This is a genomic window from Ramlibacter ginsenosidimutans, assembly GCF_016654015.1.
Taxonomy (GTDB): domain Bacteria; phylum Pseudomonadota; class Gammaproteobacteria; order Burkholderiales; family Burkholderiaceae_C; genus Ramlibacter; species Ramlibacter ginsenosidimutans.
In genome coordinates, this window is sequence record NZ_JAEPWM010000015.1 from 32873 (window position 1) to 57756 (window position 24884).

The 24884-nt window shown below is 68.6% G+C and carries 24 protein-coding genes and 1 tRNA gene; 9 read left to right on the forward strand and 16 right to left on the reverse strand.

Going from position 1 to position 24884, the window contains the following annotated elements; all coding sequences use genetic code 11:
• Positions 1 to 3: 3 nt before the first annotated feature.
• The 4 genes from paaC to JJB11_RS24030 are packed head-to-tail and all read left to right on the forward strand — an operon-like array spanning position 4 to position 2973.
• Positions 4 to 777, forward strand: a complete 774-nt coding sequence (gene paaC, locus JJB11_RS26245; RefSeq protein WP_242529100.1) for a 1,2-phenylacetyl-CoA epoxidase subunit PaaC — start codon at positions 4 to 6, stop codon at positions 775 to 777.
• Positions 771 to 1268 (forward strand): 1,2-phenylacetyl-CoA epoxidase subunit PaaD, encoded by a 498-nt coding sequence (paaD, locus tag JJB11_RS26250; protein WP_340643180.1) that lies wholly within the window; start codon positions 771 to 773, stop codon positions 1266 to 1268. The genes paaC and paaD overlap by 7 nt, the downstream gene beginning before the upstream one ends.
• Positions 1269 to 1270: 2 nt before the next feature.
• A complete protein-coding gene (paaE, locus tag JJB11_RS24025) occupies positions 1271 to 2356 on the forward strand; it encodes a 1,2-phenylacetyl-CoA epoxidase subunit PaaE (RefSeq protein WP_201177585.1) in 1086 nt (361 codons plus the stop codon).
• The gene (locus tag JJB11_RS24030; protein ID WP_201177586.1) at positions 2356 to 2973 is read left to right on the forward strand and encodes a TetR/AcrR family transcriptional regulator; all 618 of its coding nucleotides are present in this window, start codon (positions 2356 to 2358) and stop codon (positions 2971 to 2973) included. The genes paaE and JJB11_RS24030 overlap by 1 nt, the downstream gene beginning before the upstream one ends.
• A 179-nt stretch (positions 2974 to 3152) precedes the next feature.
• Here JJB11_RS24030 and JJB11_RS24035 read toward each other — a convergent pair whose 3' ends face one another.
• Both JJB11_RS24035 and JJB11_RS24040 read right to left on the reverse strand, forming a co-directional pair.
• Positions 3153 to 3830 (reverse strand): pseudouridine synthase, encoded by a 678-nt coding sequence (locus tag JJB11_RS24035; RefSeq protein WP_201965078.1) that lies wholly within the window; start codon positions 3828 to 3830, stop codon positions 3153 to 3155.
• A 208-nt stretch (positions 3831 to 4038) separates the two neighbouring features.
• On the reverse strand, positions 4039 to 4842 hold the full coding sequence (locus tag JJB11_RS24040) for a metallophosphoesterase family protein (RefSeq protein ID WP_201177589.1): 804 nt from the start codon (positions 4840 to 4842) through the stop codon (positions 4039 to 4041).
• A 150-nt stretch (positions 4843 to 4992) separates the two neighbouring features.
• Between JJB11_RS24040 and JJB11_RS24045 the strand changes: the two genes are divergently transcribed.
• Positions 4993 to 5898, forward strand: coding sequence for a nucleotidyltransferase (locus JJB11_RS24045; RefSeq protein WP_201177590.1), 906 nt, complete (start codon positions 4993 to 4995; stop codon positions 5896 to 5898).
• Positions 5899 to 5926: 28 nt separating this feature from the next.
• Here JJB11_RS24045 and JJB11_RS24050 read toward each other — a convergent pair whose 3' ends face one another.
• Positions 5927 to 6832, reverse strand: a complete 906-nt coding sequence (locus JJB11_RS24050; protein ID WP_201177591.1) for a LysR family transcriptional regulator — start codon at positions 6830 to 6832, stop codon at positions 5927 to 5929.
• Positions 6833 to 6902: 70 nt separating this feature from the next.
• On the opposite strand from JJB11_RS24050, the gene JJB11_RS24055 reads away from it, so the two are divergent.
• Positions 6903 to 7982 carry an adenosine deaminase family protein gene (locus JJB11_RS24055; protein ID WP_201177592.1) on the forward strand — a complete coding sequence of 360 codons (1080 nt, stop codon included), beginning with the start codon at positions 6903 to 6905 and terminating at the stop codon, positions 7980 to 7982.
• Between the two features lie 8 nt (positions 7983 to 7990).
• A complete protein-coding gene (locus JJB11_RS24060) occupies positions 7991 to 8959 on the forward strand; it encodes a Bug family tripartite tricarboxylate transporter substrate binding protein (protein WP_201177593.1) in 969 nt (322 codons plus the stop codon).
• 18 nt (positions 8960 to 8977) lie between these two features.
• On the opposite strand, the gene JJB11_RS24065 is transcribed toward JJB11_RS24060, so the two are convergent.
• Entirely contained in the window at positions 8978 to 10021 is a 1044-nt protein-coding gene (locus tag JJB11_RS24065) for an NAD(P)H-dependent flavin oxidoreductase (RefSeq protein ID WP_201177594.1), read from the reverse strand.
• Entirely contained in the window at positions 10018 to 10152 is a 135-nt protein-coding gene (locus JJB11_RS26470; protein ID WP_277988877.1) for a hypothetical protein, read from the reverse strand. The genes JJB11_RS24065 and JJB11_RS26470 overlap by 4 nt, the downstream gene beginning before the upstream one ends.
• A gap of 77 nt (positions 10153 to 10229) precedes the next feature.
• Here JJB11_RS26470 and JJB11_RS24070 point away from each other — a divergent pair, with 77 nt between their 5' ends.
• A complete protein-coding gene (locus JJB11_RS24070; RefSeq protein WP_201177595.1) occupies positions 10230 to 11096 on the forward strand; it encodes a LysR family transcriptional regulator in 867 nt (288 codons plus the stop codon).
• 13 nt (positions 11097 to 11109) lie between these two features.
• Here the strand turns inward: JJB11_RS24070 and JJB11_RS24075 are convergent, their stop codons facing one another.
• The 3 genes from JJB11_RS24075 to JJB11_RS24085 all read right to left on the reverse strand — a co-directional run bounded on the left by JJB11_RS24075 (position 11110) and on the right by JJB11_RS24085 (position 13542).
• Complete coding sequence (locus tag JJB11_RS24075) at positions 11110 to 11508, reverse strand: hypothetical protein (protein ID WP_201177597.1); 399 nt, start codon at positions 11506 to 11508, stop codon at positions 11110 to 11112.
• Between the two features lie 218 nt (positions 11509 to 11726).
• A complete protein-coding gene (locus tag JJB11_RS24080; RefSeq protein WP_201177599.1) occupies positions 11727 to 12761 on the reverse strand; it encodes an L-idonate 5-dehydrogenase in 1035 nt (344 codons plus the stop codon).
• Between the two features lie 10 nt (positions 12762 to 12771).
• Entirely contained in the window at positions 12772 to 13542 is a 771-nt protein-coding gene (locus JJB11_RS24085) for a glucose 1-dehydrogenase (RefSeq protein ID WP_201177601.1), read from the reverse strand.
• A 350-nt stretch (positions 13543 to 13892) separates the two neighbouring features.
• Between JJB11_RS24085 and JJB11_RS24090 the strand changes: the two genes are divergently transcribed.
• Positions 13893 to 15281 carry a hypothetical protein gene (locus JJB11_RS24090; RefSeq protein ID WP_201177602.1) on the forward strand — a complete coding sequence of 463 codons (1389 nt, stop codon included), beginning with the start codon at positions 13893 to 13895 and terminating at the stop codon, positions 15279 to 15281.
• Positions 15282 to 15503: 222 nt separating this feature from the next.
• Here JJB11_RS24090 and JJB11_RS24095 read toward each other — a convergent pair whose 3' ends face one another.
• The 8 genes from JJB11_RS24095 to JJB11_RS24130 all read right to left on the reverse strand — a co-directional run bounded on the left by JJB11_RS24095 (position 15504) and on the right by JJB11_RS24130 (position 24878).
• Positions 15504 to 16688, reverse strand: a complete 1185-nt coding sequence (locus JJB11_RS24095) for a sensor histidine kinase (protein WP_201177603.1) — start codon at positions 16686 to 16688, stop codon at positions 15504 to 15506.
• Positions 16689 to 17244: 556 nt separating this feature from the next.
• A tRNA-Thr gene (locus JJB11_RS24100) sits at positions 17245 to 17320 on the reverse strand.
• Positions 17321 to 17438: 118 nt separating this feature from the next.
• Positions 17439 to 18440, reverse strand: coding sequence for a class 1 fructose-bisphosphatase (locus tag JJB11_RS24105; RefSeq protein WP_201177604.1), 1002 nt, complete (start codon positions 18438 to 18440; stop codon positions 17439 to 17441).
• A 9-nt stretch (positions 18441 to 18449) separates the two neighbouring features.
• The gene (pepN, locus tag JJB11_RS24110; RefSeq protein WP_201177605.1) at positions 18450 to 21092 is read right to left on the reverse strand and encodes an aminopeptidase N; all 2643 of its coding nucleotides are present in this window, start codon (positions 21090 to 21092) and stop codon (positions 18450 to 18452) included.
• Positions 21093 to 21176: 84 nt separating this feature from the next.
• Positions 21177 to 22281 (reverse strand): peptide chain release factor 2 gene (prfB, locus tag JJB11_RS24115; RefSeq protein WP_201177606.1). Its coding sequence is split into 2 segments (ribosomal slippage): positions 21177 to 22199 and positions 22201 to 22281, totalling 1104 coding nucleotides; the frame shifts between segments, so codons are not numbered across the junction.
• 34 nt (positions 22282 to 22315) lie between these two features.
• Positions 22316 to 23458, reverse strand: coding sequence for a hybrid sensor histidine kinase/response regulator (locus JJB11_RS24120; protein ID WP_201177608.1), 1143 nt, complete (start codon positions 23456 to 23458; stop codon positions 22316 to 22318).
• Positions 23455 to 24051, reverse strand: coding sequence for a chemotaxis protein CheB (locus JJB11_RS24125; protein WP_201177610.1), 597 nt, complete (start codon positions 24049 to 24051; stop codon positions 23455 to 23457). Before JJB11_RS24125 ends, JJB11_RS24120 begins: the two co-directional genes overlap by 4 nt.
• Positions 24048 to 24878 carry a CheR family methyltransferase gene (locus JJB11_RS24130; RefSeq protein WP_201177612.1) on the reverse strand — a complete coding sequence of 277 codons (831 nt, stop codon included), beginning with the start codon at positions 24876 to 24878 and terminating at the stop codon, positions 24048 to 24050. Before JJB11_RS24130 ends, JJB11_RS24125 begins: the two co-directional genes overlap by 4 nt.
• Between the last annotated feature and the right edge of the window lie 6 nt (positions 24879 to 24884).

Consider the following 24884-nt stretch of genomic DNA (forward strand, 5'->3'; position numbering starts at 1 on the left):
GCCATGCAAGCGTCGATCCAGGTCAGCACGCAACCGCAGGTGCAGTACCTGCTGCGCATCGGTGACACGGCCCTCATACTCGCGCAGCGGCTGGGCGAATGGACCGGCCATGCGCCGGTGCTGGAAGAGGACATCGCTCTGGCCAACATGGCGCTGGACCTGATCGGGCAATGCCGAGCGGTGCTCACGCACGCCGGTGCGCTGGAAGGCGCGGGCCACGACGAGGACCAGCTCGCCTTCCTGCGGGAGGAGCGGGACTACCGGAACGTGACGCTGGTCGAACTGCCGCGCGGCGACTTCGCCATGACGATCGTGCGCAACACGATGATGGCCACCTTCTTCAAGCTGCTGTGGGGCAAGCTCGTGGACTCGCGCGATGCGGAGCTCGCCGCGATCGCGGGCAAGGCGATCAAGGAGGCGCGCTACCACCAGCAGCATGCGGCCGACTGGCTGGTCCGCCTGGCCGGCGGCACCGAGGAATCGCGCCGCCGCGTCGACAAGGCCGTCGCGCAGCTGTGGCCTTATCACGCCGAGCTGTTCACCTCCGACGCCGTCGACCAGTCCGCGCACGACACCGGCCTGGGCCCGCGCTGGGGCGACCTGAAGGATGCCTGGCTCGCCGAGATGGCGCAGGTGTTCGACGAAGCGGGGCTCGTGCTGCCCGCGCCGGTGGCTTTCCTCTCCACCGGCAAGAACGGTGTGCACAGCGAGCACATGGGCTTCATCCTGGCCGAGATGCAGCAGCTGCAGCGCGCCTATCCCGGAGGCGTGTGGTGACCCGTGCCGAGCGGGCCTGGGCGGTGCTGGGCGGCGTGCCGGATCCCGAGGTGCCGGCCCTGTCGGTATGCGACCTGGGCATCGTGCGCGACGTGATCGACCACGGCGCCGAACTGGAAGTCGTGCTCACGCCGACCTACTCCGGCTGCCCGGCCACCGAGGTGATCGAGCAGAGCGTGCTCGCCGCGATCGAAGCCGAAGGCCTGGGCCCCGCGCGCGCGACGCTGCGCCGCGCCCCTGCGTGGACCACCGACTGGATGAGCGAGGACGGCAAGCGCAAGCTGCGCGAGTACGGCATCGCCCCGCCGCACGCGGTGGTGCCGGAGGCCGGCGTGCCCATCCGCATCCTGCGCCGCGCGCCCGCGGTCGCCTGTCCGCACTGCGGCAGCGCGCAGACCGAGCGCACGTCGGCGTTCGGGTCCACCGCCTGCAAGTCCCTGTACCGCTGCCTCGCCTGCCGCGAGCCCTTCGAATACTTCAAGCCGATCTGAGCATGAGCGTCATCTTCCATCCCCTGCGCGTGCGCTCGGTGCAGCCGGACACGTCCGAGGCCGTCATCGTGTCCTTCGACGTCCCGCCGGAGCTGCGGCCCGTCTTCGGCTTCACGCAGGGCCAGTACCTCACCTTGCGCAAGGAGATCGCCGGGCAGGACCTGCGGCGTTCGTACTCCATCTGCGCGGGCGTGGACGACGGCGAGCTGCGCGTGGGCGTGCGCAAGGTCTCCGGCGGCGTGTTCTCCAACTGGATCAACGAGCAGCTCCAGCCCGGCGACACCATCAGCGTGATGGCGCCGCAGGGCCGCTTCTTCGTGCCGATCGAGCCGCAGGCGCATCGCCACCACCTCGGCATCGCCGGCGGCAGCGGCATCACGCCGATCCTCTCGATCATGAAGACGGTGCTGGCGCGCGAGCCGGGCAGCCGCTTCACGCTCATCTACGGCAACCGCAAGCTGCGCTCCACGATGTTCAAGGAGGAGCTCGAGGACCTGAAGGACAAATACCTCTCGCGGCTGGTGATCCACCACGTGTTCTCCGACGAGCACACGGAAGCGGACATCAACAGGGGCGTGATGAGCCGCGCCAAGATCGAAGAGTTCCTGGCCGGCCTGGTGCCTGCAGGCAGCATCGACCACGCGTACATCTGCGGCCCCTTCCAGATGAACGACGAGGCCGAAGCCGCCCTGCTGCAAGCCGGCGTGCCCGAGGACCGCATCCACATCGAGCGCTTCGGCATCGCGCAAGCGGGTGCGGGACAGGTGGGTGCGGTCGTGCACCAGGCGCAGCCCGGCGACGCGGCCCAGGCGCGCATCACGATCATCCGCGACGGCCTGCAGCGCGAGATCCGTTTCTCGCGCGAGCAGGCGAGCATCCTCGATGCCGCGTCCGACGCGGGCATGGAGGTGCCGTTCTCGTGCACTTCCGGCGTGTGCGGCACCTGTCGCGCCAAGCTGGTCGAAGGCCAGGTCCGCATGGAACGCAACTTCGCGCTGGACAAGAAGGAAGTCGCCGCCGGCTTCGTGCTCACCTGCCAGGCGCACCCGACCACCGAGCGGGTGGTCCTCTCCTTCGACGAACGCTGATGGGCAGAGGTCGCCACGCCGGCTACGAAGACCAGCGCGAGTTGATCCTCGCGCAGGCCGCCGCCCTGTTCGCGCGCGGCGGGTACCCGGGCACGTCGATGAACCAGGTCGCGAAGGCCTGCGGATTGTCGAAGGCCACGCTCTACCACTACTACCGCGACAAGTACGAGCTGCTGGTGAGCATCGCGGACACGCACGTCTCGCGCCTGCAAGGCATCGTCGCTGTGGCGCTGGCCCAGGCCGATGATCCGCACGGCCAGTTGCGCGCCCTGATCGCGCGGCTGGTGGAGGAATACGCGAACGCGCAGAACGAGCATCGCGTGCTGACCGAGGACGTGAAGTTCCTGGAGGCCAAGGACCGCGAGCGCATCCTCGCGAAGGAACGCGAGGTGGTCACGGCTTTCGCGCGTGTCGTCGCCCTGCTGCGCCCCGACCTGCGCGAATCCGCCATGAGCAAGCCGCTCACCATGCTGCTGTTCGGCATGGTGAACTGGATGTTCACGTGGATGAAGCCGCGGGGCGCGCTCGCCTACGAGGACATGGCGCCCGTGGTGGCCGACCTGTTCCTCGGCGGACTCGAGGCGGTGCAGGCGCCGGCGAAGGCCGCCGCGGCCTGACAGCGTTAGTGCCCGGTAGTGCGGGGGGTGCGCTATCGGGAAGGAGAACGCAAAGGACGCAGAGGTTGCGCAGAGGACGCAAAGAAATCCTCCTGAATGTCTTCTCTGCGTCCTCTGCGTCACCTCTGCGCACTCTGCGTTCTACTGCTTCGATCACCTCCCAGGCTTCAAACCGGACCTCACCGCAGCAACGGCTCCCATTCGGGGCCGCAAGGCGCCGTGATCCGCAGCGGCCCTTGCGCGGTCGGCAGCTCCATCCACTCGCAGTGCAGCCACAGGCGCGGCGTGCCAAGCCACGCTGCGACGGCCCGGTTGTGCGCGCCCTTGCCGTGCGTGGTGTCGCCCACCAGCGGATGCGCGATGTGCTTGAAGTGGCGGCGGATCTGGTGGCGCCGGCCGGTCAAGGGTTCGACTTCCATCAACGCATAGCGGCTTGTCGCATGACGTTCGTCCACGCGGAACGGCCACTCGAAACGCGCGAGCCGGCGATAGCGCGTGAGCGCCGGCACGCGCTCCTGTCCTTCGGACGGCCGCTCGGGGTCCCGCGCGAGCGCCTGCGCGATCTCGCCGTCGGCCTCGGGCCAGCCGCGCACCAGCGCGAGATAGCGCTTGCGCACGCGCCCTTGCTCGAAGGCGAGTCCCCACTCGCGTGCAGCGTCGGGATCCAGCGCGAACAGCAGCACGCCGCTGGTGGCCTTGTCCAGGCGATGCAGGGGCCACACGCGCCGCCCCAGCTGGTCGCGCAACAGCTTCAGCGCGCTCACGGCTTCGTGCGCGTCGAGTCCGGTAGGGTGGACCAGCAGCCCCGCGGGCTTGGCCACGGCGGCCAGGCGGTCATCCAGATAGAGCAGGTCCACAGTCGCGCGTCCTTGGGGAAAGCTGCAACCAATCGTAGGAGGATTCCCACAGGTTCGGTGGAGAAGGCTGTGGACAAGCAGGTGACCAAGCGCGCAGGGCCGCGCCAGCATTGGGTTCGCACCACGGTGAGCATTGCGCAGGCAGCACCCCGGCCGCGCCGAAATGTCCTCTTGACAGTTCGCCGGCTGCGGCCGCTGCCCTGGCAGCTCAAGGCACCGACGGCTCGTGCACCCCCTGCGCGCGCGCGGCGTCCGGTTCCGCGGCGTCGCCGGTCTCGCGCGGCAGCTCGAACAGCCGGAACGGCGCCTGGTCCGGGCGCGTGCGCAGCAGCAGCGGCCTGGCCACGTTGAACACCGGCACGCCATTGATGGTCTTGCCTTCCAACGTGCCGCGGTGCGCGTGGCCGTGGAAGACCGCGTCCACGGGGTAGCGCAGCAGGGGCTCCTCCAGCCGGCTGCTGCCCAGGAAGGGGAAGATGTCGACCGGCTCGCCTTGCACCGTCGCGCAGATCGGCGCGTAGTGCAGCAGCGCCACGCGCCGCGGCGTGCGCAGCTTGGCAAGAGCGGATTCGAGCTTCAGAGCTTCCTGCAGCGCCTCCTGCACGAACAGCTTGATCGCGGGCTCGCCCCACGCACCCAGGGAACCGCGGCCGAAGCCGCCCGCGAATCCCTTGACGCCGGCGATGCCCACGCCCTCGATCTCCACCGCCTCGCCATCGAGCACCCGCACGCCGGCCTTCGTCAGCACTTCGATCACCGTCTCGGGCGTGCCGGATTCGAAGTCGTGGTTGCCCAGCACGGCCACGATCGGCACCTTCACCACCGAGAGTTCGTCGGCCAGCACGTGGGCTTCTTCGGCGGTGCCGTAATCGGTGAGGTCGCCGCACAGCAACAGCACGTCCGCCTTTTCCGATGCTTCGGCGAACAGCGCGCGCAAGGTTCCGGCGGAAGCCTTGGTGACGTGAAGGTCGCCGACGGCGGCGAAACGGACGGTGCTGGCGGAGCGGGGCATGGAGGCTTTCCGGATGAGACGCGGACATACTGCCGCGATTGACCGCTGACGCCTGTAGGTGGGTGCTGACGTTGCGTGAGGTTGCTTGCCCCGGCGCGAAGGCATGTCTTCCGAGAGGACCGATCTGCAGGGCTTCCTAAGCTTCAGGCCATGTGTTCCACCATTCCGCTCGCCCCGTCGCTCGAGGAAGAAGTCGAGCCAGAGACGGCTGACTTCTACCGCCGCGCCCTGCGCGTGCTCGCCGACGCGGAAGTTCCCTTCCTCGTGGGCGGCGCCTTCGCGCATGCGTGCTTCACGGGCATCCGGCGCTCGACCAAGGACCTGGACCTCTTCATCCGGCGCCAGGACTACGAACGCGTGACGCAGCTGATGGATGCGCAAGGCTGGCGCACCGAGCTGACCTTTCCGCACTGGCTGGGCAAGGTCTACGCGGGCGAAGACTTCATCGACCTGATCTTCAACTCGGGCAATGGCGTCACGCCCGTGGACGACCGCTGGTTCGACGACAACGCGCAGGCGGAGATCCTGGGCGTGCCGGTTCGCGTGGCCAACATGGAAGACGGCCTGATGTCCAAGGCCTTCATCATGGAGCGCGAACGCTACGACGGCGCCGATGTCGCGCACACCATCCAGGCGAACGCGGAGCGCATCGACTGGCACAAGCTGGTGCGGCGGTTCGGTGCGCACTGGCGCGTGCTGCTCGCGCACCTCACGCTGTTCGGCTTCATCTATCCCGGCGAGCGCCACCGCATCCCCGAGTGGGTGATGCAGGAACTCGCCGCCCGGCTGGTGGCGGAAACGCGGCAGCCGCCGCGCGAGGACCTGCACGTGTGCGCAGGCACGCTGCTCTCGCGCGAGCAGTACCTGCACGACGTGGAACGCCTGGGCTACGTGGACGGCCGCCTCACCCCGGCCAGCACGATGACGCCCGAGGACGTGCAGACCTGGACGGACGCAATCCCCGCGCGCCAGCAGCAGGACGTGGAGGGGCCGATGTGCCCGCTGCAGCTCGGGGCGGACGTGGTCCGGGTCGCGTCGGGCGAGGCATTGTCCTGAGGCCGGTGTCAGGCGGCGCCGGCTCCGTTCAGGTCCGGATGAACTCCACCAGGTCGTCGAAGCAGCGATTCACCAGCGCGTCGGCGGGGCGCCGGTGCGAGCGCCGCAGCAGCATCAGCCGGCGGTGCACCACGGGCTCGCGCAGGGGCACCACGGCGAGACCGCGCTGCAATGCAGTTTCCGTGTACAGGCGCGAAATGACGCCGACGGCCAGTCCCGCCCGCGCCAGGCTGTAGAGCGGTTCGCTGTACAGCAGGCGGTACGCGGGGTCCGCGGAAATACCGGCCTGGCGCAGCGTCTGCAGCGCCAGTTCGTACAAGGCGCCGCGTGCAAACAGCGCCAACTGCTCGCTGCGCAGATCCCGCCAGCGCACGGTGCGGCGCGTGGTCAGCGGATGCGCGCTCGCCATGACCGCGACCATGGGATCCTGGCGCAGGAACACGGCATCGATGCTCGCCGGCAGGTCCAGTTCCGTCCCGAGCCCGATGTCCACTTCGCCCGCGACCAGCGCCGCGATCAGCTCGTCGTGTAGCACGTCGCGCACTTCGACCTCCACCGCCGGAGACCACTTGCGCCAGCGCGCCACGCGCGGTGCGACCAGGTGCATCGCGGAGGGGATGACCGCCAGCCGCACGCGCTGTGCCTCGCTGGCGAGCGCGCGGTGCATGCCGGCCACGCCTTGCTCGAAGCCGTGCAGCACCCACTGCGCCTCCTCGAGCACCGCGGAGCCCGCGGGCGTGAGCGCCACGCGGTGGGTGTCCCGCTCGAACAGGGTCGCGCCCAGCAGGCTTTCGAGTTCGCGCACGGCCGCGGACACGGCCGGTTGGGTGAGCGCCAGCGCCTCCGCGGCGCCGCGGAAGCTGCCGTGCCGCGCGACGGCGTCGAAGGCGCGCAGCTGGCGGATGGACGGGTTGCGGGAGGCGGGCAGGCTCATCAGAGTTTCTTTTCAGCACATAAGCAGTAATCACTTCAGTTTATCGCCCCCCATAAGTAGCATTCCCTGCATGAGCGTCGCCACGCCAGCACTCGAGAGCTTCCTCCATGCCATGCCGAAGGTGGAGCTGCACTGCCACCTGTTCGGCAGCGTGCGCAAGGCCACCTTCGAGGACCTGAACCGGCGCGCGGGCTCGCCGCTGGCTGCGCAGGAGATCGACGGCTTCTACACGCGCGGCGACAAGCCCGTCGGGGTGCTGCGCGTCTTGCGTGCACTCGACGCCATGTTGGTGCGCGGCCCCGAGGACCTGTACCGCATGGCCATCGAGTACCTGCTGGACGCGGCAGGGCAGAACGTCCGCCACGCCGAGTTTTCCTGGAACCCGACCGGGACCGTGCGCGTGTCGCGCATCCCCTATCGCGAGGCGCAGGATGCGATCGTGCGCGCCATCCGTGATGCGCGCGCGCAGTTCGGCATCTCGGGGCGGCTGATCGCGGCGATCGACCGCGAGGCGGGACCGAAAGCCGCCGTCGACATGGTGGAATGGGTGCTGCACAACCGCTGCGAGGAAGTGGCGGGGATAGGCATCGACTACCGCGAGGTGGACCACCCGCCGGAATTGTTCGAGCAGGCGTACGCGCTCGCGCGTGCGGGCGGGCTGCGCACCACGGCGCATGCGGGCGAGTTCGGGATGCCGTGGACCAACGTGCTGGCAGCGCTGGACGTGTTGAAGGTCGACCGGATCGACCACGGCTACACCGTCGTCGACGCCCCGCAGTTCGCGGCCGAGTGCGCGGCACGCAATGTGCTTTTCACGGTGGTGCCGACCAACTCCTATTACCTGCGCACCTTGCCGCCCGAACGCTGGGCACTCGATCATCCGATCCGGCGCATGCCGGCCCTGGGGCTGCGCATCCACCCCAACACCGACGACCCGACGCTGCACCATGTCACGCCGACGGAGACCTGGGCCAGAATGGTGAGGGACTTCGGCTTCGGCCTCGACGACTTGCGCTCCTTCATGCTGAACGGCATTGCGGGCGCCTGGCTGCCGGAGGAAACACGCGAGCGCTGGCAGGCGGACTGGGCCGCCGAGTTCGACGCGCTGCGTGCGCGTTTCTTCGCCGGCTCCGCCGGTCCCGGAAAGTGAGCACCGCCATGCCCAGGAACCTCCTCCTGGCCGCCGCTCTCCTCGCTCCCGTGCTGGCGTCGGCGCAAGCCGGCTGGCCTGCCGCGAAGCCCATCACCCTGGTGGTGCCGTACACCGCGGGCGGCAGCGTCGACTACAACGCGCGCCTGGTGGCGCAGCGCCTGTCCCAGCGGCTGAAGCAGACCGTGCTGATCGACAACATCGGCGGCGCGGGTGGCGCCGTCGGCCTCGCCAAGGCAGCAGCGGCGGCGCCCGATGGCTACACGCTGGTGGCGGGCACGGACAGCGCGATCGCGATCGGCAAGCTGGTGAACCCCGCGGCCTATCGCTTCGACCCCCTGCAGGCCCTCACGCCTGTGGCGATGTTGAACACGGCGCCCCTGGTGCTCGTGGCCGGCCCGAAGATGCCGGCCCGGACCTATGCGGACTTCGTGCAGCTCGCCAAGGCGAAACCGGGCCAGCTCACTTACGCGACGTCCGGCGTCGGCACGGTGCTGCAACTGGCGATGGAACTGCTCAAGGAGCGCAGCGCCATCTACGTGACGCACGTGCCTTATCGCGGCGGCGGCCAGATCGCCACCGACGTGATCGGCGGCCAGGTCGACGTCGCCATGCTCGTGAGCACCACGGCCGTGCCGCAGGTGCTGGGTGGCCGCATGCGGGCGCTGGGCGTCACGGGTCCCGCGCGGCTGGACTCGTTGCCCAACGTGCCGGCGTTCTCGGAAATGCCGGGCCTCAAGGGGCACGTGATGGTGAGCTGGACGGGCATCTTCGCGCCCACGGGAACGCCGCCTGCCATCGTGCACCGCCTCAACGAGGAATTGAATGCGGTGCTCCAGGAGCCCGAGGTGCGCGCGCGGTTCGGCGAGCAGGGCGCGCTGCCCGGCTCGGGATCGGCGGAGGACCTGGGCCGCTTCGTGCAGGCGGAGCACGCGCGCTACCGCGAGATCGTTCGCAAGGCCAACATCAAGGAATAGCGGTTCGGTGTCGCGGGTTCAGCGCGCGGGCACTCCCGCGAGTTCGCGCGTGAGCTGCGCCGCCGGAACCTCCCTGCACCCGGACGCGTTCTGTCCCGACCACAGCGGTGAGAATTCGCCGCTGCCCTGTTTCTCCGCGGCGGCGCGCAAGGGCGCGAGCGGACCCGCAGCGCGTGGGAACGCCGGCGCCTGCGGATTCAGCGGACCCAGCTCGCGCACGATGCGGTTGACGATGCCGCGCGCAGGCCGGCCGGTGAACACGTTGGTGACCGCCGTGTGCACGCGCCGAGGCTCCTTGAGCGCGGCGCGGTGCACGCTGCTGGTCGTCGCTTCGGGGCACAGCAGGTAGGCCGTTCCGACCTGCACGCCCGCGGCGCCGAGCGCGCGTGCCGCCGCGACACCGGCGGCATCGGCAATGCCGCCGGCAGCGATCACGGGCACGCGCACGGCGCGCACCACCTGCGGAACCAGCGCGAACGTGCCCGGCTGTTCGGTGAGGTCGGTGCTGAGGAAGTGGCCGCGATGGCCTCCCGCCTCCCAGCCCTGGGCGATGATGGCGTCGACCCCGCGCTCCTGCAGCCACAGCGCTTCGGCGACGGTCGTTGCCGAGGCGAGGATGCGCGCACCGCAGCGGCGCACACGCGCCAGCAGGTCGGGAGCGGGCAAGCCGAAGTGGAAGCTGACCACCGGCGGGCGCAAGGCCTCCAGCACGTCGGCCGCTGCCGCGTTGAAGGGCACGCGGGCGGCGCCGGCCGGTGCTTGCGTCTCCGCCATTCCCAGTTCGCGGCAGTAGGGCGACAGCAGCTCGCGCCACGCCGCGTCCGCAGCTTCATCGGGTGGTGCCTCCACATGGCAGAAGAAGTTGACGTTGAACGGCCGCGAGGTTGCCGCGCGCACGATCTCGACTTCCTTGCGGATGCCGTCCGGTCCCAGCATCGCGCAGGGGATGGATCCCAGTCCCCCCGCGCCGGAAACGGCGGCGGCGAGTGCGCTGCCCTGCACGCCGGCCATCGGCGCCTGGATGATGGGCAGTTCGATGCCCAGAAGTTCTTCGAGGTTCATGTCATGTTCTCCTGTGGCCCGCTCGCGTCGCCTGTGCGCGAGGCCAGCCACAACCATGATGCACTCGCGAGCAGGCCCGCGGCGGCGCCAGCCATCGCCACCGGCACCGTGACGCCTCGGTTGCGTTCCATGGATGGTGCATAGGGCTTCATTGGACCCAAATCTCCCTGCATCGACAATTGAATTTTCTTGCTGCATCCTTCTCGGAATGAGAACGCTCGACCTCGAGTCCCTGGAGATCTTCAGCGCGGTGGTGCGCGAGGGCGGCATCGTCCGGGCGGCCGCGAAACTGCATCGCGTGCCCTCCAACGTGAGCACGCGCGTGAAGCAGCTCGAGCGCGAGCTTGGCGTCGCCCTGTTCCGCAAGCAGGGCCGCTCGCTCGCGCTCTCCGCCGAAGGCCAGGTGCTGCTGTCGTACGTTCAGCGCCTGTTCCATCTCGCCGACGAAGCGGAGAGCCAGCTGCGCTCGGGCCATCCCGCCGGCGTGTTCCGCATCGGCGCACTGGAGAGCACGGCGGGCAGCCGGCTGGCGCCCGTGCTGTCACGCTTCCACCGCGCATACCCGGGCGTGGAGGTCGAGCTGGCCACCGGGACCACGGGCGCCTTGCTGGATCGCGTGGCGAACTTCGAGCTCGAGGCGGCCTTCGTCTCCGAGCCGTTCAATGCCCGTGGTTTCGAGGCGATCAGGGTGTTCGACGAAGAGCTTGTGCTCATCACCGCACGCACCGTTGCGCGCGTGAAGCAGCCAGGCGACCTCGCAGGCGCCACCATGGTCGCGTTCGCCGCCGGCTGCTCGTATCGGCGCAAGCTGGAGGAATGGCTGGGCGCGGCCGGCATCGCGCCGGCGCGCACGCTGGAGCTCGCGTCGTACCAGGCGATGATCGCGTGCGTGGCGGCGGGCACGGGCTTCGCGGCGGTTCCGCGCTCGCTGCTGCTGGCCCTGCGCGCCGCGAGGGACGTGGCGCAACACGAATTGCCGGCACGCATCCGCCGCAGCAGCACGCACCTGGTGTGGAAGGGCGAGCCTTCGTCCGTCCTGGGCCTCTTCCGCGAAGTCCTCGGGCAGCCCGGCTAGGCGCCAGCGCAGCTCAGTCGTCGAGCGCGACGGACGAGCTCGTCATCTCGGGATGGGGGACCACGGGCGCGCCGGGCGGCCGCGCCTTGGCGACGACGAACTTCTCGGCGCGTGCCTGGCCGAACATCTCGGACGGTTCGCCCAGGCGGTAGGCGCTGCCCGACTCGGTGAATGCCACTGGGCGCCCCGACGAGCCCACGAGGCGCACCTGCACCACGGGGGAGGTCATGACGGTCCTGGGAGCGCCCCCTTGTCCGAGGGGACCGAAGATGGTCCCGAGCAGCCGGTCGTGGCCGACGACGGACCACCGCATGATGATCTGCTCGCGCTCGCGCTCGCGCTCGACGGCCTCCGCCCTCGCGCTGCGAGGCGGGCCTTCCGCGACTAGCTGGGGCTCAGGAAAGGAGTTCACCGTCTACTGCTCTTCTTGTTGGTTGCGGCGGGGACTGGGTCTCGCCCTGCGGTCTCGGGAGTGCTCGCTCCAGGCAGACCGCTGGTTAAGGATTCTGCCTACTCATACTGTCACGATACTGACGAAAAAGAGGGCAACGCGCGCAAAGGAGCGTTTGAATTAAATCGTTGGTACTCATTGCGCCGGGGTGAGCCACACGAAGCTCCGCACAAATCCTTTCAGTCGAAGCTCAGCAGTACCTTCATCGCCTGCGACCGGTCCGACGCGAGCTTGAACGCGCGCGCCGCGTCGCGGTAAGGGACGGTCGCGGAGATCAGCGGCTTCACGTCGACGAGCGCCTTGTTGAGCAGTTCCACCGCGATCGCGAACTCCTCATGGAAGCGGAACGCGCCGCGCAGGTCGAACTCCTTCGCGACCAGCGCGTTCATCGGAAGCTTCATCTCGCCGCCCAGGCCCACCTGCACGATCACCGCACGCGGGCGCAGCGCGTCGAGTGCACCGGTGAGGGCGCGCTCGTTCCCGCTCGCTTCGAGCAGCACGTCGAAGTGGCCCTTGTCGACGGTGAAGCGCTGCAGCGCGTCCGGCTGTTCGGCGGTGTTGAGGGCCTCGTCGGCGCCCACCTGCAGCGCCTTGCGCAAGGGGAACTCGCCGATGTCCGTCACCACGATCTGCGCCGCGCCCGCCCTGCGTGCCGCCACGACCAGCAGCGCGCCGATCGGCCCGCAGCCGGTGACCAGCACGCGCTTGCCCAGGAGCGGGCCCGCGCGCCGCACCGCATGCAGCGCGACCGACAGCGGTTCGGCCATCGCGCCTTCCTGGTCGCTCACGCCGTCGGCCAGCGCATGCGCCTGCCAGTCCTCCACCACGATCTCCTGCCGGAACGCGCCCTGCACATGCGGCGTGCGCATCGCGCTGCCGTAGTAGCGCATGTCGAGGCAGTGGTTCTGCAGCCCTTCCTGGCAATAGCGGCAGCGGCCGCAGGGCCGGCTCGGACTGATCGCGATGCGCTCGCCTGCAGCGAAGCCGCGCACCTCGGCGCCGGCTTCGGCGATGACGCCGGCCACTTCGTGCCCGAGCACCATCGGTTCCTTGATGCGCACCGTGCCGAAGCCACCGTGGTGGAAGTAGTGCAGGTCGGAGCCGCAGATGCCGCCGGCGCTGACCTTCACGCGCAACTGGCCAGCCTCCAGCGCAGGGGTGTCCACCGGCTCGACGCGCAGGTCGCCGGGGGCGTGGATGACGAGAGCGTCCATGGTTCCGTCCTCAGAGCGTTGCGGTGACGCCGCCATCCACGTACAGGATGTGGCCGTTGACGAAATCGGAGGCCGGGCTCGCGAGGAAGACCGCCGCGCCGGCGAGGTCCTCCACGTTGCCCCAGCGCCGGCTGGGCGTGCGGTTGACCAGCCACTGCGTGAACTCCGCGTTGTCGACCAGCGTTTGCGTCAGCTCGGTCTTGAAGTAGCCCGGGCCCAGGCCATTGACCTGGATGCCGTGCGGGCCCCAGTCGATCGCCATGCCTTTCGTGAGCATCTTCACGGCGCCCTTGCTGGCGGTGTACGGCGCGATGCCGGGCCGCCCCAGCTCGCTTTGCACCGAGCAGATGTTGATGACCTTGCCGCGCTTGCGCGGGATCATGTGCGCGGCCACCGCCTTGCTCGCGTAGAAGACGCTGTCGACGTTGGTGCGCATCAGCTCGTGCCAGGTCGCCTCGTCGAACTGGTCGAGCGGTCCCCGGCGCTGCATGCCGGCGTTGTTCACGAGGATGTCGATCGGCCCGATCGTGCGCTCGATGTCGTCGACGCCCGCCCGGGTGGCCTCGGAGGAAGTCACGTCGAAGGCGCGCGTGTGGACCTTCAGCCCACTCTCGCCCAGCGCAGCGGCCGCGCGTTCCAGCTTGTCCGCATTGCGGCCATTGAGCACGACGGTGGCGCCGGCTTCGCCGAGTGCCTGCGCCAGCGCGAGACCGATGCCGGCGCTGGAGCCCGTGACGAGCGCAATGCGCCCGCGGAGATCGAATTTCTGCAGGATGTTCATGATGGGACCCGGTCCTTGGTTCGGTGGCGCGCCAGCGATGCTACGACAGTGGCCACCGGACGTTGCGGCCGCCTTCTTGCGGCGGACAAGCGACAGGAACCTGCCGGACGACGACTCTGAAAAGGTGTTCTTCGACAGGTGAGAGGCGCCCGATACGGCTGCTCCACAAGGCGCGCGGCGCACCGGTCTCGATGTAGGTCGTTCCGCGCGTGTGCACCCGCGCGAACCCTACAACCGCACGGCATGCGCTCCCGCCGGAGCACGGGAGCTTTTCCGGAAACCTCGTGTGGTCTTCCCCGCGTCATCCATTCAACCGTCGGCGGCGTGGACAGCCGACCGGAGGGCTGCGCATGAACAAGAACGCGACAGTGGCGATCCCGTTGGTCCTGGCGATGCTGTTATCGGCTTGCGGCGGCGGGGGGAGTGGTTCGCCGACGACGGATGCCAGCAGCAGCAATGCGCCGCCTCCCGCTCCTGCTCCGGGACCGGCGCCGGCCCCTGCACCCGCACCCGCACCGACCGACATCCTCCAGCCGGGGGCATTTGCGCCGTTCGGTCCCACAGTCCTGGCGTCGAACATCGCGGCTTCAGCCAACAAGAATCTGACGTCCACGGCGCGCCTGACCGGTGGAGGCTCCGTGGTGGCATGGGTGGCCGGAACGTCCCTGCTGGTGCAGCCGCTTGACGCAGAGGGCGATGCCGTCGGTGCCGCGCAAGCGGCGGGCACGGTCCTCATGGGCGACCCCGATGTGAGCACTCGTCTCTCCGTCGTGGCGACCGCGGACGGCGGCTGGCTGCTCGCCTGGATCGCGGCCGATCACAGCGTGCTGTTCCGGCGCTATGCCGCATCGGGCGCGCCCGTCGCAGCCGCCGCGTCGGCCGACGCGACCGCATACACAAAGACACTGGGCATCCAGGCGAGGGCTCTGGCGGATGGTGGCTTCGTGGTCGCATGGGTTGCGTCCGAAGGGGCCAGCCCGCCACGCGCCCACCTGCGTCGCTTCAGCGCTGCAGGGACTGCGGTCACCGCCCGAGTCGGTTTGAGCAACAGCGCGGGCGCGCAGGCCGCGTTGCAGGTCACGCCCATGCCAGACGGCAATTTCCTCGCCGCGTGGGTGCAACGCAACCCCGACGGCATGGAGAGCGTGCTGGCGCGGCGGCTGGATGCAGCGCTGGATGCCGCTGGACCGGAACAGCTGCTGCAGCCCGCGGGTCTGCAGCCGTCCGGCGGGCTTCACCGCTACAGCCTGCTGGGAGCTGCGTCCCTGTCCCGGGGCGCGGCCTTGTTCGCCTGGGCCTATTACGATGGTGGACCGAGCCTCCAGGTGCGTTGGCAGCTGTTCGACGCGCTCGGAACTCCCGCGACTTCCTCCAGTTCTCCTGCGAGCGCGAGCTTCCGGAACGACAGCTTCCTCGACTCCGTGCAAGTGATTCCTGCCGCGACGGGCTTCCGCATCGTCGCCGAATCCAACTTGACCAACTACCGGACGACCGAGGCTTACACGACGATCCTGGAGATTGGCGGGGCCGGTGAGCTCCTCGACAGCACGGAGACCACCAGGACCCTGTCCTTGGTCAACGTGGTCTCGGGCACCGGGTGCTCCGGCCCGACGCAACCCGGCGTGGCCGTGGGCGGAGGAGAGGACGGGCACTACCTGCTCGCGTACGCCGTCTGCGTGATGGGCGGCCCGCTCCCGGCGCCGTTTCCTCCCGCCAACCTCGAAGTCCTGGGTCGCTGAGGGGAGAGCGCGTTCGTATCGATCGGCCCGATCGAGCGCTCGATGTCGTCGACCCCGCCCGGGTGGCCTCGGACGGACCCGGTCCTTGATTCGGTGACACGCCTGCCATGCTACGACAGCGGCCGCCGGCCCGGCCCGCTCAGGTCCTCTCACCAGCCACCTGGCTCAACCCGCGTGATCAGGTCGCGCCACGCGAGAGGAGCAATTCGCCGGCGCGCTTCGTCAGCTTCGGGGTTGGCGATCGCCGACCGTCTTCGCCCTGCGGTCTGCAGCCAAGGGCGGTATCCGGGGCAGCCGGACGGTGAACGTGGTGCCCTCGTGATTCGACGTCGCGTCCACTGTGCCTCCGTGCGCGACCGCGATCTCCTTCGTGATGTACAGGCCGAGGCCGAGGCCCGAGGAGCCAGGGCTCCTTTCCTGCTCGGTCGTGGGCTTCTGCCGCAGCGGGGAGAACAGGTTCTCTCGTGCTTCCGCAGGGATCGGGTTGCCGCCATTCCTCACCTGAACGCGCACGGCATCCGTGTCTCCGTCGACCGTCACGAGCACCGGCTCCCCTGACGCGCCATGCTGGACCGCGTTTGCGACCAGATTGGCGAGCATCTGCCCGACCCGGGCGGCGTCCCAGCGCCCTGTGAGGACGCCTTCCCGGGTGAGCTCTATCCGGCTATCCGGATGCAGCGCTGCGACTTCAGCGACGATGTCCTGCGTGATTTCGCCGAAGTCGCCGGGCGCCGGCGTGATGGGCAGTGCGACACCCAGGGCGGTCTGCGTGAAGTCGAGAATGTCCTTCACCATCCCTTTCATTCGTTCTGCAGCAGTCAGGATGCGCGCCACCGCCTTCGTCTGCGCACCCGTGAGAGTGTCCGCGCGCAGCAGGTAGTGCGCGCTCATGTGCACGACACCCAGCGGTGTGCGCAAGTCGTGCCCAAGCACCCCGAGCAGGAGGTTGCGCGAATCGTCCACCTTCTTCGAGTACAGGGAGGCGGACGCGGAGAGGGCCTGGTCCATGCTCTCTCCGAACCGCGTGAGCTGCTCCAGGTTTTCGGGTTGTGGCTGCTGGAGCTGCCTGGTCCACCCGCGGATGACGGACGCACGAAGGGCGCGGAACTCCGAGATCAGGTCGTCCAGCGAGAACCCCTGATCGAACCGCTGTGCGGCGTGGTTCTGCGCAATGCGCGTGATGTCAGGCGCGTTATCCGGCTTGTTGCCCTGGGCCTTGTCGTGCGTTGCCTGCGCGCCCTGGGTGTGCTTCATGTCCGCGGCAATGGCCAGCAGGAGCACTCTCGCATGATCGGCAAGCTCTTCTCGGGTGAACTGGTGGGAAGGCGACAGCCTGGTGTTCGCGAACTCCACCCACTCCTCCACGATGGGCCCGATTTGCTGCTCTATGAAGTCGCCGATCTGCATCGATTTGAGGATACGCTCATTCGCCCCGCCGGATGCAGGCTGACGCCGGGGCCGAGGGGAACGACGCTCAGCTCCTCAGTGCGGGAGCGCGCGCCGCGTGGAAACGGTGTTCGTGCTGCGCGCGCGTACTGCGTGCTAATGTTGGCGATCACGCGCACACCGCGAGTACAACGGCGCGCAAGGAGAAGGATATGCAATCGGAGGACGGCACGCAGCCGGAAATGCAGTCGGACAGGGCAGGCTGCGACGCTCCAGCCGCTTCTGGTCCTTGCGTGCAGGGGGTGCGCAGGAGGGCTTCGGAACCGCTGCAGCCGCCGGAGCGCGAAGAACTGGCGCGGCGCATCGCTGCGAATCTGATTGCGCGCAAAGCCATGAGGCTGTACGAGCGCAGAACCGGCCGGCAGGTCCCGGCGGCGCCGGACGACCCTGTCTAGAAGGTCGTGCGCACCCGGGTCCTGTCTGTGGCTCCACCGGGCAACCGGCTACATGCTGGCTACATGGCAGAAATGGAAAAGGGTTCGCTACCCATCTGGTAGCAAACCCTTTTCGTGGCGTCTGGTGCCGGAGAGAGGAATCGAACCCCCGACCTTCTCATTACGAATGAGCTGCTCTACCGACTGAGCTACTCCGGCGAAGCCTCGGATTATAGGGGATCTGGTTTGCCCGACGCTGGCACCTCCGGCGGCAGTGGGTGCTGGCCGTGTCCGGCCAGTGTCCCCGCTCCCGCCGCCAGCCGCGCGCCCTTCCGCCTTACTGCCGGTGGTACGCGGTCACCCGCTCCACTTCATTCTTCGAGCCCAGGATCACGCTCACGCGCTCGTGCAGCTTCTTCGGCTGGATGTCCAGGATGCGCTGCTTGCCGTTGGTGGCGGCGCCGCCTGCCTGCTCCACCAGCCACGACATCGGGTTGGCTTCGTACATCAGGCGCAGCTTGCCCGGCTTGTCCGGCTCCCGCTTGTCCCACGGATACATGAAGATGCCGCCGCGCGTGAGGATGCGATGCACGTCGGCGACCATCGATGCGATCCAGCGCATGTTGAAATCCTTGCCGCGCGGGCCTTCCTTGCCGGCCAGGCATTCGTCGATGTAGCGCTTCACCGGCGCGTCCCAGTGCCGCATGTTGGACATGTTGATCGCGAATTCCTTGGTGTCCTCCGGGATGCGCACGTCTTCCTGCGTCAGCACGAAGGAGCCTTGCTCGCGGTCCAGCGTGAACATCGCCACGCCGTCGCCCACGGTCAGCACCAGGGTGGTCTGCGGCCCGTACACGCAGTAGCCCGCCGCCACCTGCTTGTGCCCGGCCTGCAGGAAGTCGCCCTCGTCGACCCCGCGGTCGCCCTCGGGCATCTTCAGCACGCTGAAGATGGTGCCGATGCTCACGTTCACGTCGATGTTGGAGGAGCCGTCGAGCGGGTCGAATAGCAGCAGGTATTCGCCCTTGGGGAAGCGGTTGGGCACCACGTAGATGCCTTCCATTTCCTCGCTGGCCATGCCGGCGAGGTGGCCGCCCCATTCGTTGGCCTCGATCAGGACTTCGTTGGCGATGATGTCCAGCTTCTTCTGGATCTCGCCCTGCACGTTGCCGGTGCCGGCCGATCCGAGCACGTCGCCGAGCGCGCCCTTGTTCACGGCATGGCTGATGCGCTTGCAGGCGCGCGCCACCACTTCGATCAGCAGGCGAAGCTGCCCGGGAATGTGCCCGTGCGTGCGCTGCTGCTCGACCAGGTAACGGGTGAGGGAGGTATTGCTCATGTCGGAACTCTAATCGGCGAGTGCACGCGAGACCACCTCGCGCACGTCGTTGCTCAAATCCGGCTTCGCCGCCACGCGGGCGATCGCTTCGCGCGCGGCGCCGCGCAGGGGCTCGGCGAGTTTCTTCCAGCGGTCCAGGGCGCGCGCGAGCCGCGCCGCCACCTGCGGGTTGATCGCATCCAGCTCGATCACGCGATCGCTCCAGAACACGTAGCCCGCCGCATCGCTGCGATGGAAGCCGCCGGGGTTGGCGCTGCAGTAGCTGAAGATGACGCTGCGCGCGCGGTTCGGGTTGCGGATGTTGAAGTCCGGGTGCGCCATCAGCTGCTTCACGATGGGCAGCACGTTGCCGCCGCGGTCGGGCGCGCCGGCCTGCAGGGCGAACCACTTGTCCAGCACCAGCGGCTCGTTCCTGAACATCGCATGGAAGCGCTGCAGCGCCGCAGCCGCGAGATCGCTGCCGGCGCTCACCAGGGCCGCGAGCGCGTTGAAGCGGTCCGTCATGTTGGACGCGTCCTTGAAGCGCTGGTAGGCCTTGCCGGGCCACACCGTGTCGCCCGAGGCGCGCGCGGCCAGGCACAGCTGCGTGAGCGCCAGGCCGGTGAGCGCGCGGCGGCCGGCCGACGCCGGGTCGGGGCTGTAGGCGCCGGTGTCCTTGTGCGCCTCGTACGCCCATTCCCAGTCGGGCGCGAGCGCCTGCGCCAGCTGCGCGCGCATGGACTCGCGCACCGCGTGCACGCGCTGCGGATCGACCACGTCCAGCTGCTCCGCGATGTAGGTCTCGCCGGGCAGCGTGAGCACCAGTTCCTTGAAGGCCGCATCGAGCGCCGGGTGGCGCAGCACGCTGCGCATGGCCTCGACGTAGGGAGCGTCGAGCTGCACGGCGCTGTCGCTGCGCAGGAAGGTCAGGGCGCGCCCGGTCGCCAGGCGCTGCGCGGCCTCCCAGCGGTTGAAGGGATCGGTGTCGTGCGCGAGCAGCGCCAGCAGCTGCTGGTCGCTGTACTCGTAGTCCAGGATCACCGGCGCGCTGAAGCCGCGCAGCAGCGAGGGCACGGGCTCGGCGGCGTAGCCGGGGAAGGTGAGCGTCTCGCTGGCCTGCGTCAGCACGTGCAGGCCGCTGGTGAGTTCGCGGCCTTCCGCGTCCAGCAGCCCCAGCGCCACCGGGATCACGAACGGCTGCTTGTCCGGCTGGCCCGGCGTGGGTGCGCAGCTTTGCGACAGCGTCAGCGTGTAGATGCCGGAGGCGGCGTCGAAGTGGGTCTGCACGCGCACGTGCGGCGTGCCGGCCTGGCTGTACCAGCGCTTGAACTGCTCCAGCCGTTGCGCGAGCTGCGACTCGGGGTTGGCATCGGCAATGGCCTGCGCGAAATCGTCGCAGGTCACGGCCTGGCCGTCGTGGCGCTGGAAGTACAGCGTCAGGCCGCGGGCGAAGCCTTCCCGGCCCACCAGGGTCTGCATCATGCGCACGACCTCCGCGCCCTTCTCGTAGACCGTGACGGTGTAGAAGTTGTTGATCTCCAGGTACTGGTCGGGGCGCACCGGGTGCGCCATCGGGCCGGCGTCCTCGGGGAACTGCGCCGTGCGCAGCACGCGCACGTCCTCGATGCGCTTGACCGCGCGCGCCGAAGGCTGCCCCGCCAGGTCCTGGCTGAACTCCTGGTCGCGGAAGACGGTGAGGCCTTCCTTCAGCGAGAGCTGGAACCAGTCGCGGCACGTGACGCGGTCGCCGGTCCAGTTGTGGAAGTATTCGTGGCCCACCACCGACTCGATGTTGGCGTAGTCGGTGTCCGTCGCGGTGGCCTGGCTGGCGAGAACGTACTTCGTGTTGAAGATGTTCAGGCCCTTGTTCTCCATCGCGCCCATGTTGAAGTCGCTGGTCGCGACGATCATGAAGCGCTCCAGGTCCAGCGGCAGGCCGAAGCGCGCCTCGTCCCAGGCGATGGACGCCATCAGCGAGTTCATCGCATGCTCGGTCTTGTCCAGGTCGCCGGCACGCACGTACACCTGCAGCAGGTGCTCCTTGCCGCTGCGTGCGCTGATGCGCTGCTCGCGGCAGACCAGCTGCCCGGCCACCAGCGCGAACAGGTACGACGGCTTGCGGAAGGGGTCCACCCACTTGGCGAAGTGGCGGCCTTCGGCCAGATCCCCGTGGTCCACCAGGTTGCCGTTGGACAGCAGCACGGGGTACTTCTGCTTGTCGGCGCGCAGCGTGACCGTGTAGCTGGCCATCACGTCGGGACGGTCCAGGAAATAGGTGATGCGGCGAAAGCCCTCGGCCTCGCACTGCGTGAAGAAGGAGTCGTTGCTGACATAGAGGCCCATCAGCTTGGTGTTCTTCGCGGGCGCACAGGTCGTGAAGATCTCCAGCTCGAACGGGTCGTTGCCCTCCGGCAGGTTCTCCAGCACCAGTTGCCCGTCCTCCATCTTGAAGGAGGTGCCCTGGCCGCCGACGAGCACGCGGGCCAGGTTCAGTTCCTCGCCGTCCAGGCGCAGCGGCTGCGGCACCACGTCGGGGTTGCGGCGGATGCGCATGCGATTGAGCACGCGCGTCTTCGCGGGGTCGAGGTCGAAGCACAGTTCGACGGTGTCGATCCAGAACGCGGGCGGCTGGTAGTCCGCCCGGTGGATCACCTTGGAAGTCCCTTCACGCATGGAGGCTCTCCGGTAAATCGTTCTTCATCAGCTCTTCGAAATCCCGCGATGCGGGCACGCGCGGGCCGGCGAGTGCCTGCGCCATCACACGCCCTGCTTCAGCGAGGCCTCGATGAAGGGATCGAGGTCGCCGTCCAGCACCTTCTGGGTATTGGAAATCTCGACGTTGGTGCGCAGGTCCTTGATGCGGCTCTGGTCCAGCACGTAGCTGCGGATCTGGTGACCCCAGCCCACGTCGGTCTTGGTCGCCTCCAGCGCCTGCTGCGCCTCCATGCGCTTGCGCATCTCGAAGTCGTACAGGCGCGAGCGCAGGCGCCGCCAGGCGACGTCGCGGTTGCTGTGCTGGCTGCGGCTGTCCTGGCACTGCACGACGATGCCCGTCGGAATGTGCGTCAGGCGCACCGCCGAGTCGGTCTTGTTGATGTGCTGGCCGCCCGCGCCCGAGGCGCGGAAGGTGTCCACGCGCACGTCCGCCGGGTTGATGTCGATCTCGATCGAGTCGTCGATCTCGGGGTAGACGAACACGCTGGCGAAGCTGGTGTGCCGCCCGCCCGAGGAGTCGAACGGCGACTTGCGCACGAGCCGGTGCACGCCCGTTTCCGTGCGCAGCAGCCCGAAGGCGTAGTCGCCCTCGATCTTGATCGTGGCGCTCTTGATGCCGGCGACGTCACCGGGCGTCTCGTCCTCGATGGTGTACTTGAAGCCCTTGCGCTCGGCGTACTTGATGTACTGGCGCAGCAGCATGCTGGCCCAGTCGCAGGCCTCGGTGCCGCCCGCGCCTGCCTGCAGGTCGAGGAAGCAGTTGTTGGGGTCCGCGGGCTGGTTGAACATGCGCCGGAACTCCAGGTCCTTGACGATGTTTTCTGCCTTCTGGCTCTCGGCCTCGATGGTCTGCAGCCCGGCCTCGTCGCCTTCCTCCTTGCTCATCTCGTAGAGCTCGAGGTTGTCGGCGAGCTCGCGCTCGAGGTCCTGCAGCACGAGGACGATGCCATCGAGCTGCTTCTTTTCCTTGCCCAGCTCCTGGGCCTTCTTGGGATCGTTCCAGACCGTGGGATCTTCCAGCGCGGCGGTGACGGTCCTCAGGCGCTCCGACTTGGCATCGAAGTCAAAGATACCTCCGGAGATCGACTGTCCGGGCCTGCAGGTCCTGCAGGGAGGTGCCGATCAGGTTGATGCGTTCTGCGTCCATGGTGTGTCGTGTCCTTGAGTTGTCCGTGATTTTCTCATGCGGACGCGTCCGGTGCGGCCAGAGGCAGCGAGAGCACGAATTCGGCGCCTTCGCCGGGCGCGCTGCGCACCTCGAGGCGTCCGTGGTGCGCCTGCGCGATCTGGCGCGCGATGTACAGCCCGAGGCCCAGGCCGGCGACCTGGGCCGCGCCCTCCGTGCGCTCGAACTGCTCGAAGATGCGCTCCTGGTCGGCCGCCGCGATGCCCATGCCCTGGTCGCGGACGGACACGAAGGCCTCGGGGACTTCCTCGCGCAAGCCGACCGCGACCGCGACGGGCTTGCCCTGGCCGTAGCGCAGCGCATTGGTCAGCAGGTTGGTGATCACCTGCTCGATGCGGAACTCGTCGCCCACGATCTCCAGTGTCGGCGGTGCAGACAGCGTCACCTGCACGCCGGTGGCCTTGCCCTGTTCCTGGATGGCCTCGACGACCACCTGCGCGGATGCGACGAGGTCGAACGGCGCCGGCACGATCGTGAGCTTGCCCGTGCGCACGCGCGACACGTCCAGCATGTCGTCGAGCAAGCGCACCATGCTGCGGATCTGGCGCTCGTCGCGTTCGACCATGCGCAGCATGGCCTGCGCATCCGGCTGCCTGGGGCCGCCGACCATCTTGCGCCGCAACTGCGCCTGCAGGTACACCGAATTGAGCGGATTGCGCAGCTCGTGCGCGATCATGGACATGAAGTCGTCGCGCATGCTCACCGCGCGCTGCAACTGCGCCTTGGCTTCCTGCAGTTCCTGGCGCTGGCGGAACAGCTCGACGAACACGCTGACCTTGCTGCGCACGGTGTGCGGATCCAGCGGCTTGTGCAGGAAGTCCACCGCGCCGGACTCGTAGCCGCGGAAGGCGTAGTTCAGTTCGTGGCCGGCGGCGCTCACGAACACGATGGGGATGGCGCGCGTGCGCTCCGTGCCGCGCATCAGCTCCGCGAGTTCGAAGCCGTTCATGGACGGCATCTGCACGTCGATGATGGCCAGCGCGAAGGAATGCTCCAGCATGAGCGACAGCGCCGCGTCGCCCGAGCGCGCCGTGAAGATGCGGCGGTCCGGTGCGCGGATCAGCGCCTCGAGCGCAACGAGGTTTTCCTGCAGGTCGTCCACCAGCAGCAGGTTGATGGCGTGGGAATCGGGGCTCATCGGCGTACCACAGTGTGCAGCAGCCGGCGCAGGCCTGCCAGCGGCATGACGTAGTCGGGATCGGCCGCGGCGATGGCCGCCTGCGGCATGACGGTGTGCGCCGCCTCGTGCGGGTCCTGCACGGCGGCCAGCCCGCCGCAGGCCTTGATGCGGGCGAGCCCGCGGGCGCCGTCCTCGTTGGCGCCGGTCAGCACGAGCCCGGCGAGGCTGTTGCCGTAGGCTTCGGCGCAGGTGTCGAACAGCACGTCGATCGAGGGTCGCGAGAACAGCACGGGTGGATCGCAGCTGAGCGAAAAGCTGCGCTCGCGCTCCACCAGCAGGTGGTAGCCGGGCGGCGCGAACCAGATCGTGCCCGCGGCGATTGCCGCATTCGGCTGCGCCTCGCGCACCGGCACGGTTACGCGGCTCGCGAACACCTCCACCAGCCGGCTCTCGTGGTCCTCGGGCAGGTGCAGCACGACGATGATGGCCGCCTGCACGGGCGGCTGCAGGCCGTGGAACAGCGTGAACAGCGCATCGATGCCGCCCGCGGAGGCGCCGATCGCCACCGCCTCGGCGGAAAAACGGAAACAGGGCTCGAGTTCCCGCTTCATGCGTCGCTCCCACTCTTGCGGTACACGCGATCGGCCCGGCTCACCGGCTCGAACCGGTCGGCATAGGCGGAAAAGTCCAGCGTCTCCTTGGAGCCCAGGCCGAGGAAGCCGCGCCGCGTGAGCGACTCGTGGAACAGGCCGATCGCGCGGTCCTGCAAGGCGCGATTGAAATAGATCAGCACGTTGCGGCAGGACACGAGCTGCGTCTCCGAGAACACCGCGTCCGTTGCAAGGCTGTGGTCGGCGAAGGTGATGCTTCGGCGCAGCCCCTTGTCGAACAGGGCGCCGCCATACGCGGCGGTGTAGTAGTCGCTGAAACTGCGCAGGCCCCCGGCCCGCTGGTAGTTGCGCGTGAACGACTGCATCGGCTCCAGCCGGAAGATCCCGTGCCGCGCCTTGTCCAGCGAGGCGTGGTTGATGTCCGTCGCGTAGAGGATGGTGCGCTCCAGCAGGCCTTCTTCCTGCAGCAGGATCGCCAGCGAGTACGCCTCCTCGCCCGTGCTGCAGCCCGCCACCCAGACCTTCAGCGAAGGATAGGTGCGCAGCACCGGCACCACGTGCCGCCGCAGCGCGAGGAAGTAGGCCGGGTCGCGGAACATCTCGCTCACCGGCACCGTGAGGTACTGCAGCAGCTGCGCGAATTGCGCGGGATCGTGCAGCACCTGTTCCTGCAGCGCGGAGATGGTGTCCGCGCCCATGCGCTCCTGCGCCTGCAGCACGCGCCGTTTCAGCGAGGCGAAGGCGTAGTCGCGGAAGTCGTGGCCGTAGCGCAGGTGCACCGCCTGCACGAGCAGCCGGATCTCGATGTCGGCGACGGCCAGGGTCATACCCGG

Excerpts from the sequence above, each read along its gene's own strand:
- paaC (WP_242529100.1), top strand. The coding sequence starts at position 4 with ATGCAAGCGTCGATCCAGGTCAGCACGCAACCGCAGGTGCAGTACCTG.
- paaE (WP_201177585.1), top strand. The coding sequence starts at position 1,271 with ATGAGCGTCATCTTCCATCCCCTGCGCGTGCGCTCGGTGCAGCCGGAC.
- JJB11_RS24030 (WP_201177586.1), top strand. The coding sequence starts at position 2,356 with ATGGGCAGAGGTCGCCACGCCGGCTACGAAGACCAGCGCGAGTTGATC.
- JJB11_RS24040 (WP_201177589.1), bottom strand. The coding sequence starts at position 4,842 with ATGCCCCGCTCCGCCAGCACCGTCCGTTTCGCCGCCGTCGGCGACCTT.
- JJB11_RS24045 (WP_201177590.1), top strand. The coding sequence starts at position 4,993 with ATGTGTTCCACCATTCCGCTCGCCCCGTCGCTCGAGGAAGAAGTCGAG.
- JJB11_RS24050 (WP_201177591.1), bottom strand. The coding sequence starts at position 6,832 with ATGAGCCTGCCCGCCTCCCGCAACCCGTCCATCCGCCAGCTGCGCGCC.
- JJB11_RS24055 (WP_201177592.1), top strand. The coding sequence starts at position 6,903 with ATGAGCGTCGCCACGCCAGCACTCGAGAGCTTCCTCCATGCCATGCCG.
- JJB11_RS24060 (WP_201177593.1), top strand. The coding sequence starts at position 7,991 with ATGCCCAGGAACCTCCTCCTGGCCGCCGCTCTCCTCGCTCCCGTGCTG.
- JJB11_RS24065 (WP_201177594.1), bottom strand. The coding sequence starts at position 10,021 with ATGAACCTCGAAGAACTTCTGGGCATCGAACTGCCCATCATCCAGGCG.
- JJB11_RS26470 (WP_277988877.1), bottom strand. The coding sequence starts at position 10,152 with ATGGAACGCAACCGAGGCGTCACGGTGCCGGTGGCGATGGCTGGCGCC.
- JJB11_RS24070 (WP_201177595.1), top strand. The coding sequence starts at position 10,230 with ATGAGAACGCTCGACCTCGAGTCCCTGGAGATCTTCAGCGCGGTGGTG.
- JJB11_RS24080 (WP_201177599.1), bottom strand. The coding sequence starts at position 12,761 with ATGGACGCTCTCGTCATCCACGCCCCCGGCGACCTGCGCGTCGAGCCG.
- JJB11_RS24085 (WP_201177601.1), bottom strand. The coding sequence starts at position 13,542 with ATGAACATCCTGCAGAAATTCGATCTCCGCGGGCGCATTGCGCTCGTC.
- JJB11_RS24090 (WP_201177602.1), top strand. The coding sequence starts at position 13,893 with ATGAACAAGAACGCGACAGTGGCGATCCCGTTGGTCCTGGCGATGCTG.
- JJB11_RS24095 (WP_201177603.1), bottom strand. The coding sequence starts at position 16,688 with ATGCAGATCGGCGACTTCATAGAGCAGCAAATCGGGCCCATCGTGGAG.
- JJB11_RS24105 (WP_201177604.1), bottom strand. The coding sequence starts at position 18,440 with ATGAGCAATACCTCCCTCACCCGTTACCTGGTCGAGCAGCAGCGCACG.
- pepN (WP_201177605.1), bottom strand. The coding sequence starts at position 21,092 with ATGCGTGAAGGGACTTCCAAGGTGATCCACCGGGCGGACTACCAGCCG.
- JJB11_RS24120 (WP_201177608.1), bottom strand. The coding sequence starts at position 23,458 with ATGAGCCCCGATTCCCACGCCATCAACCTGCTGCTGGTGGACGACCTG.
- JJB11_RS24125 (WP_201177610.1), bottom strand. The coding sequence starts at position 24,051 with ATGAAGCGGGAACTCGAGCCCTGTTTCCGTTTTTCCGCCGAGGCGGTG.
- JJB11_RS24130 (WP_201177612.1), bottom strand. The coding sequence starts at position 24,878 with ATGACCCTGGCCGTCGCCGACATCGAGATCCGGCTGCTCGTGCAGGCG.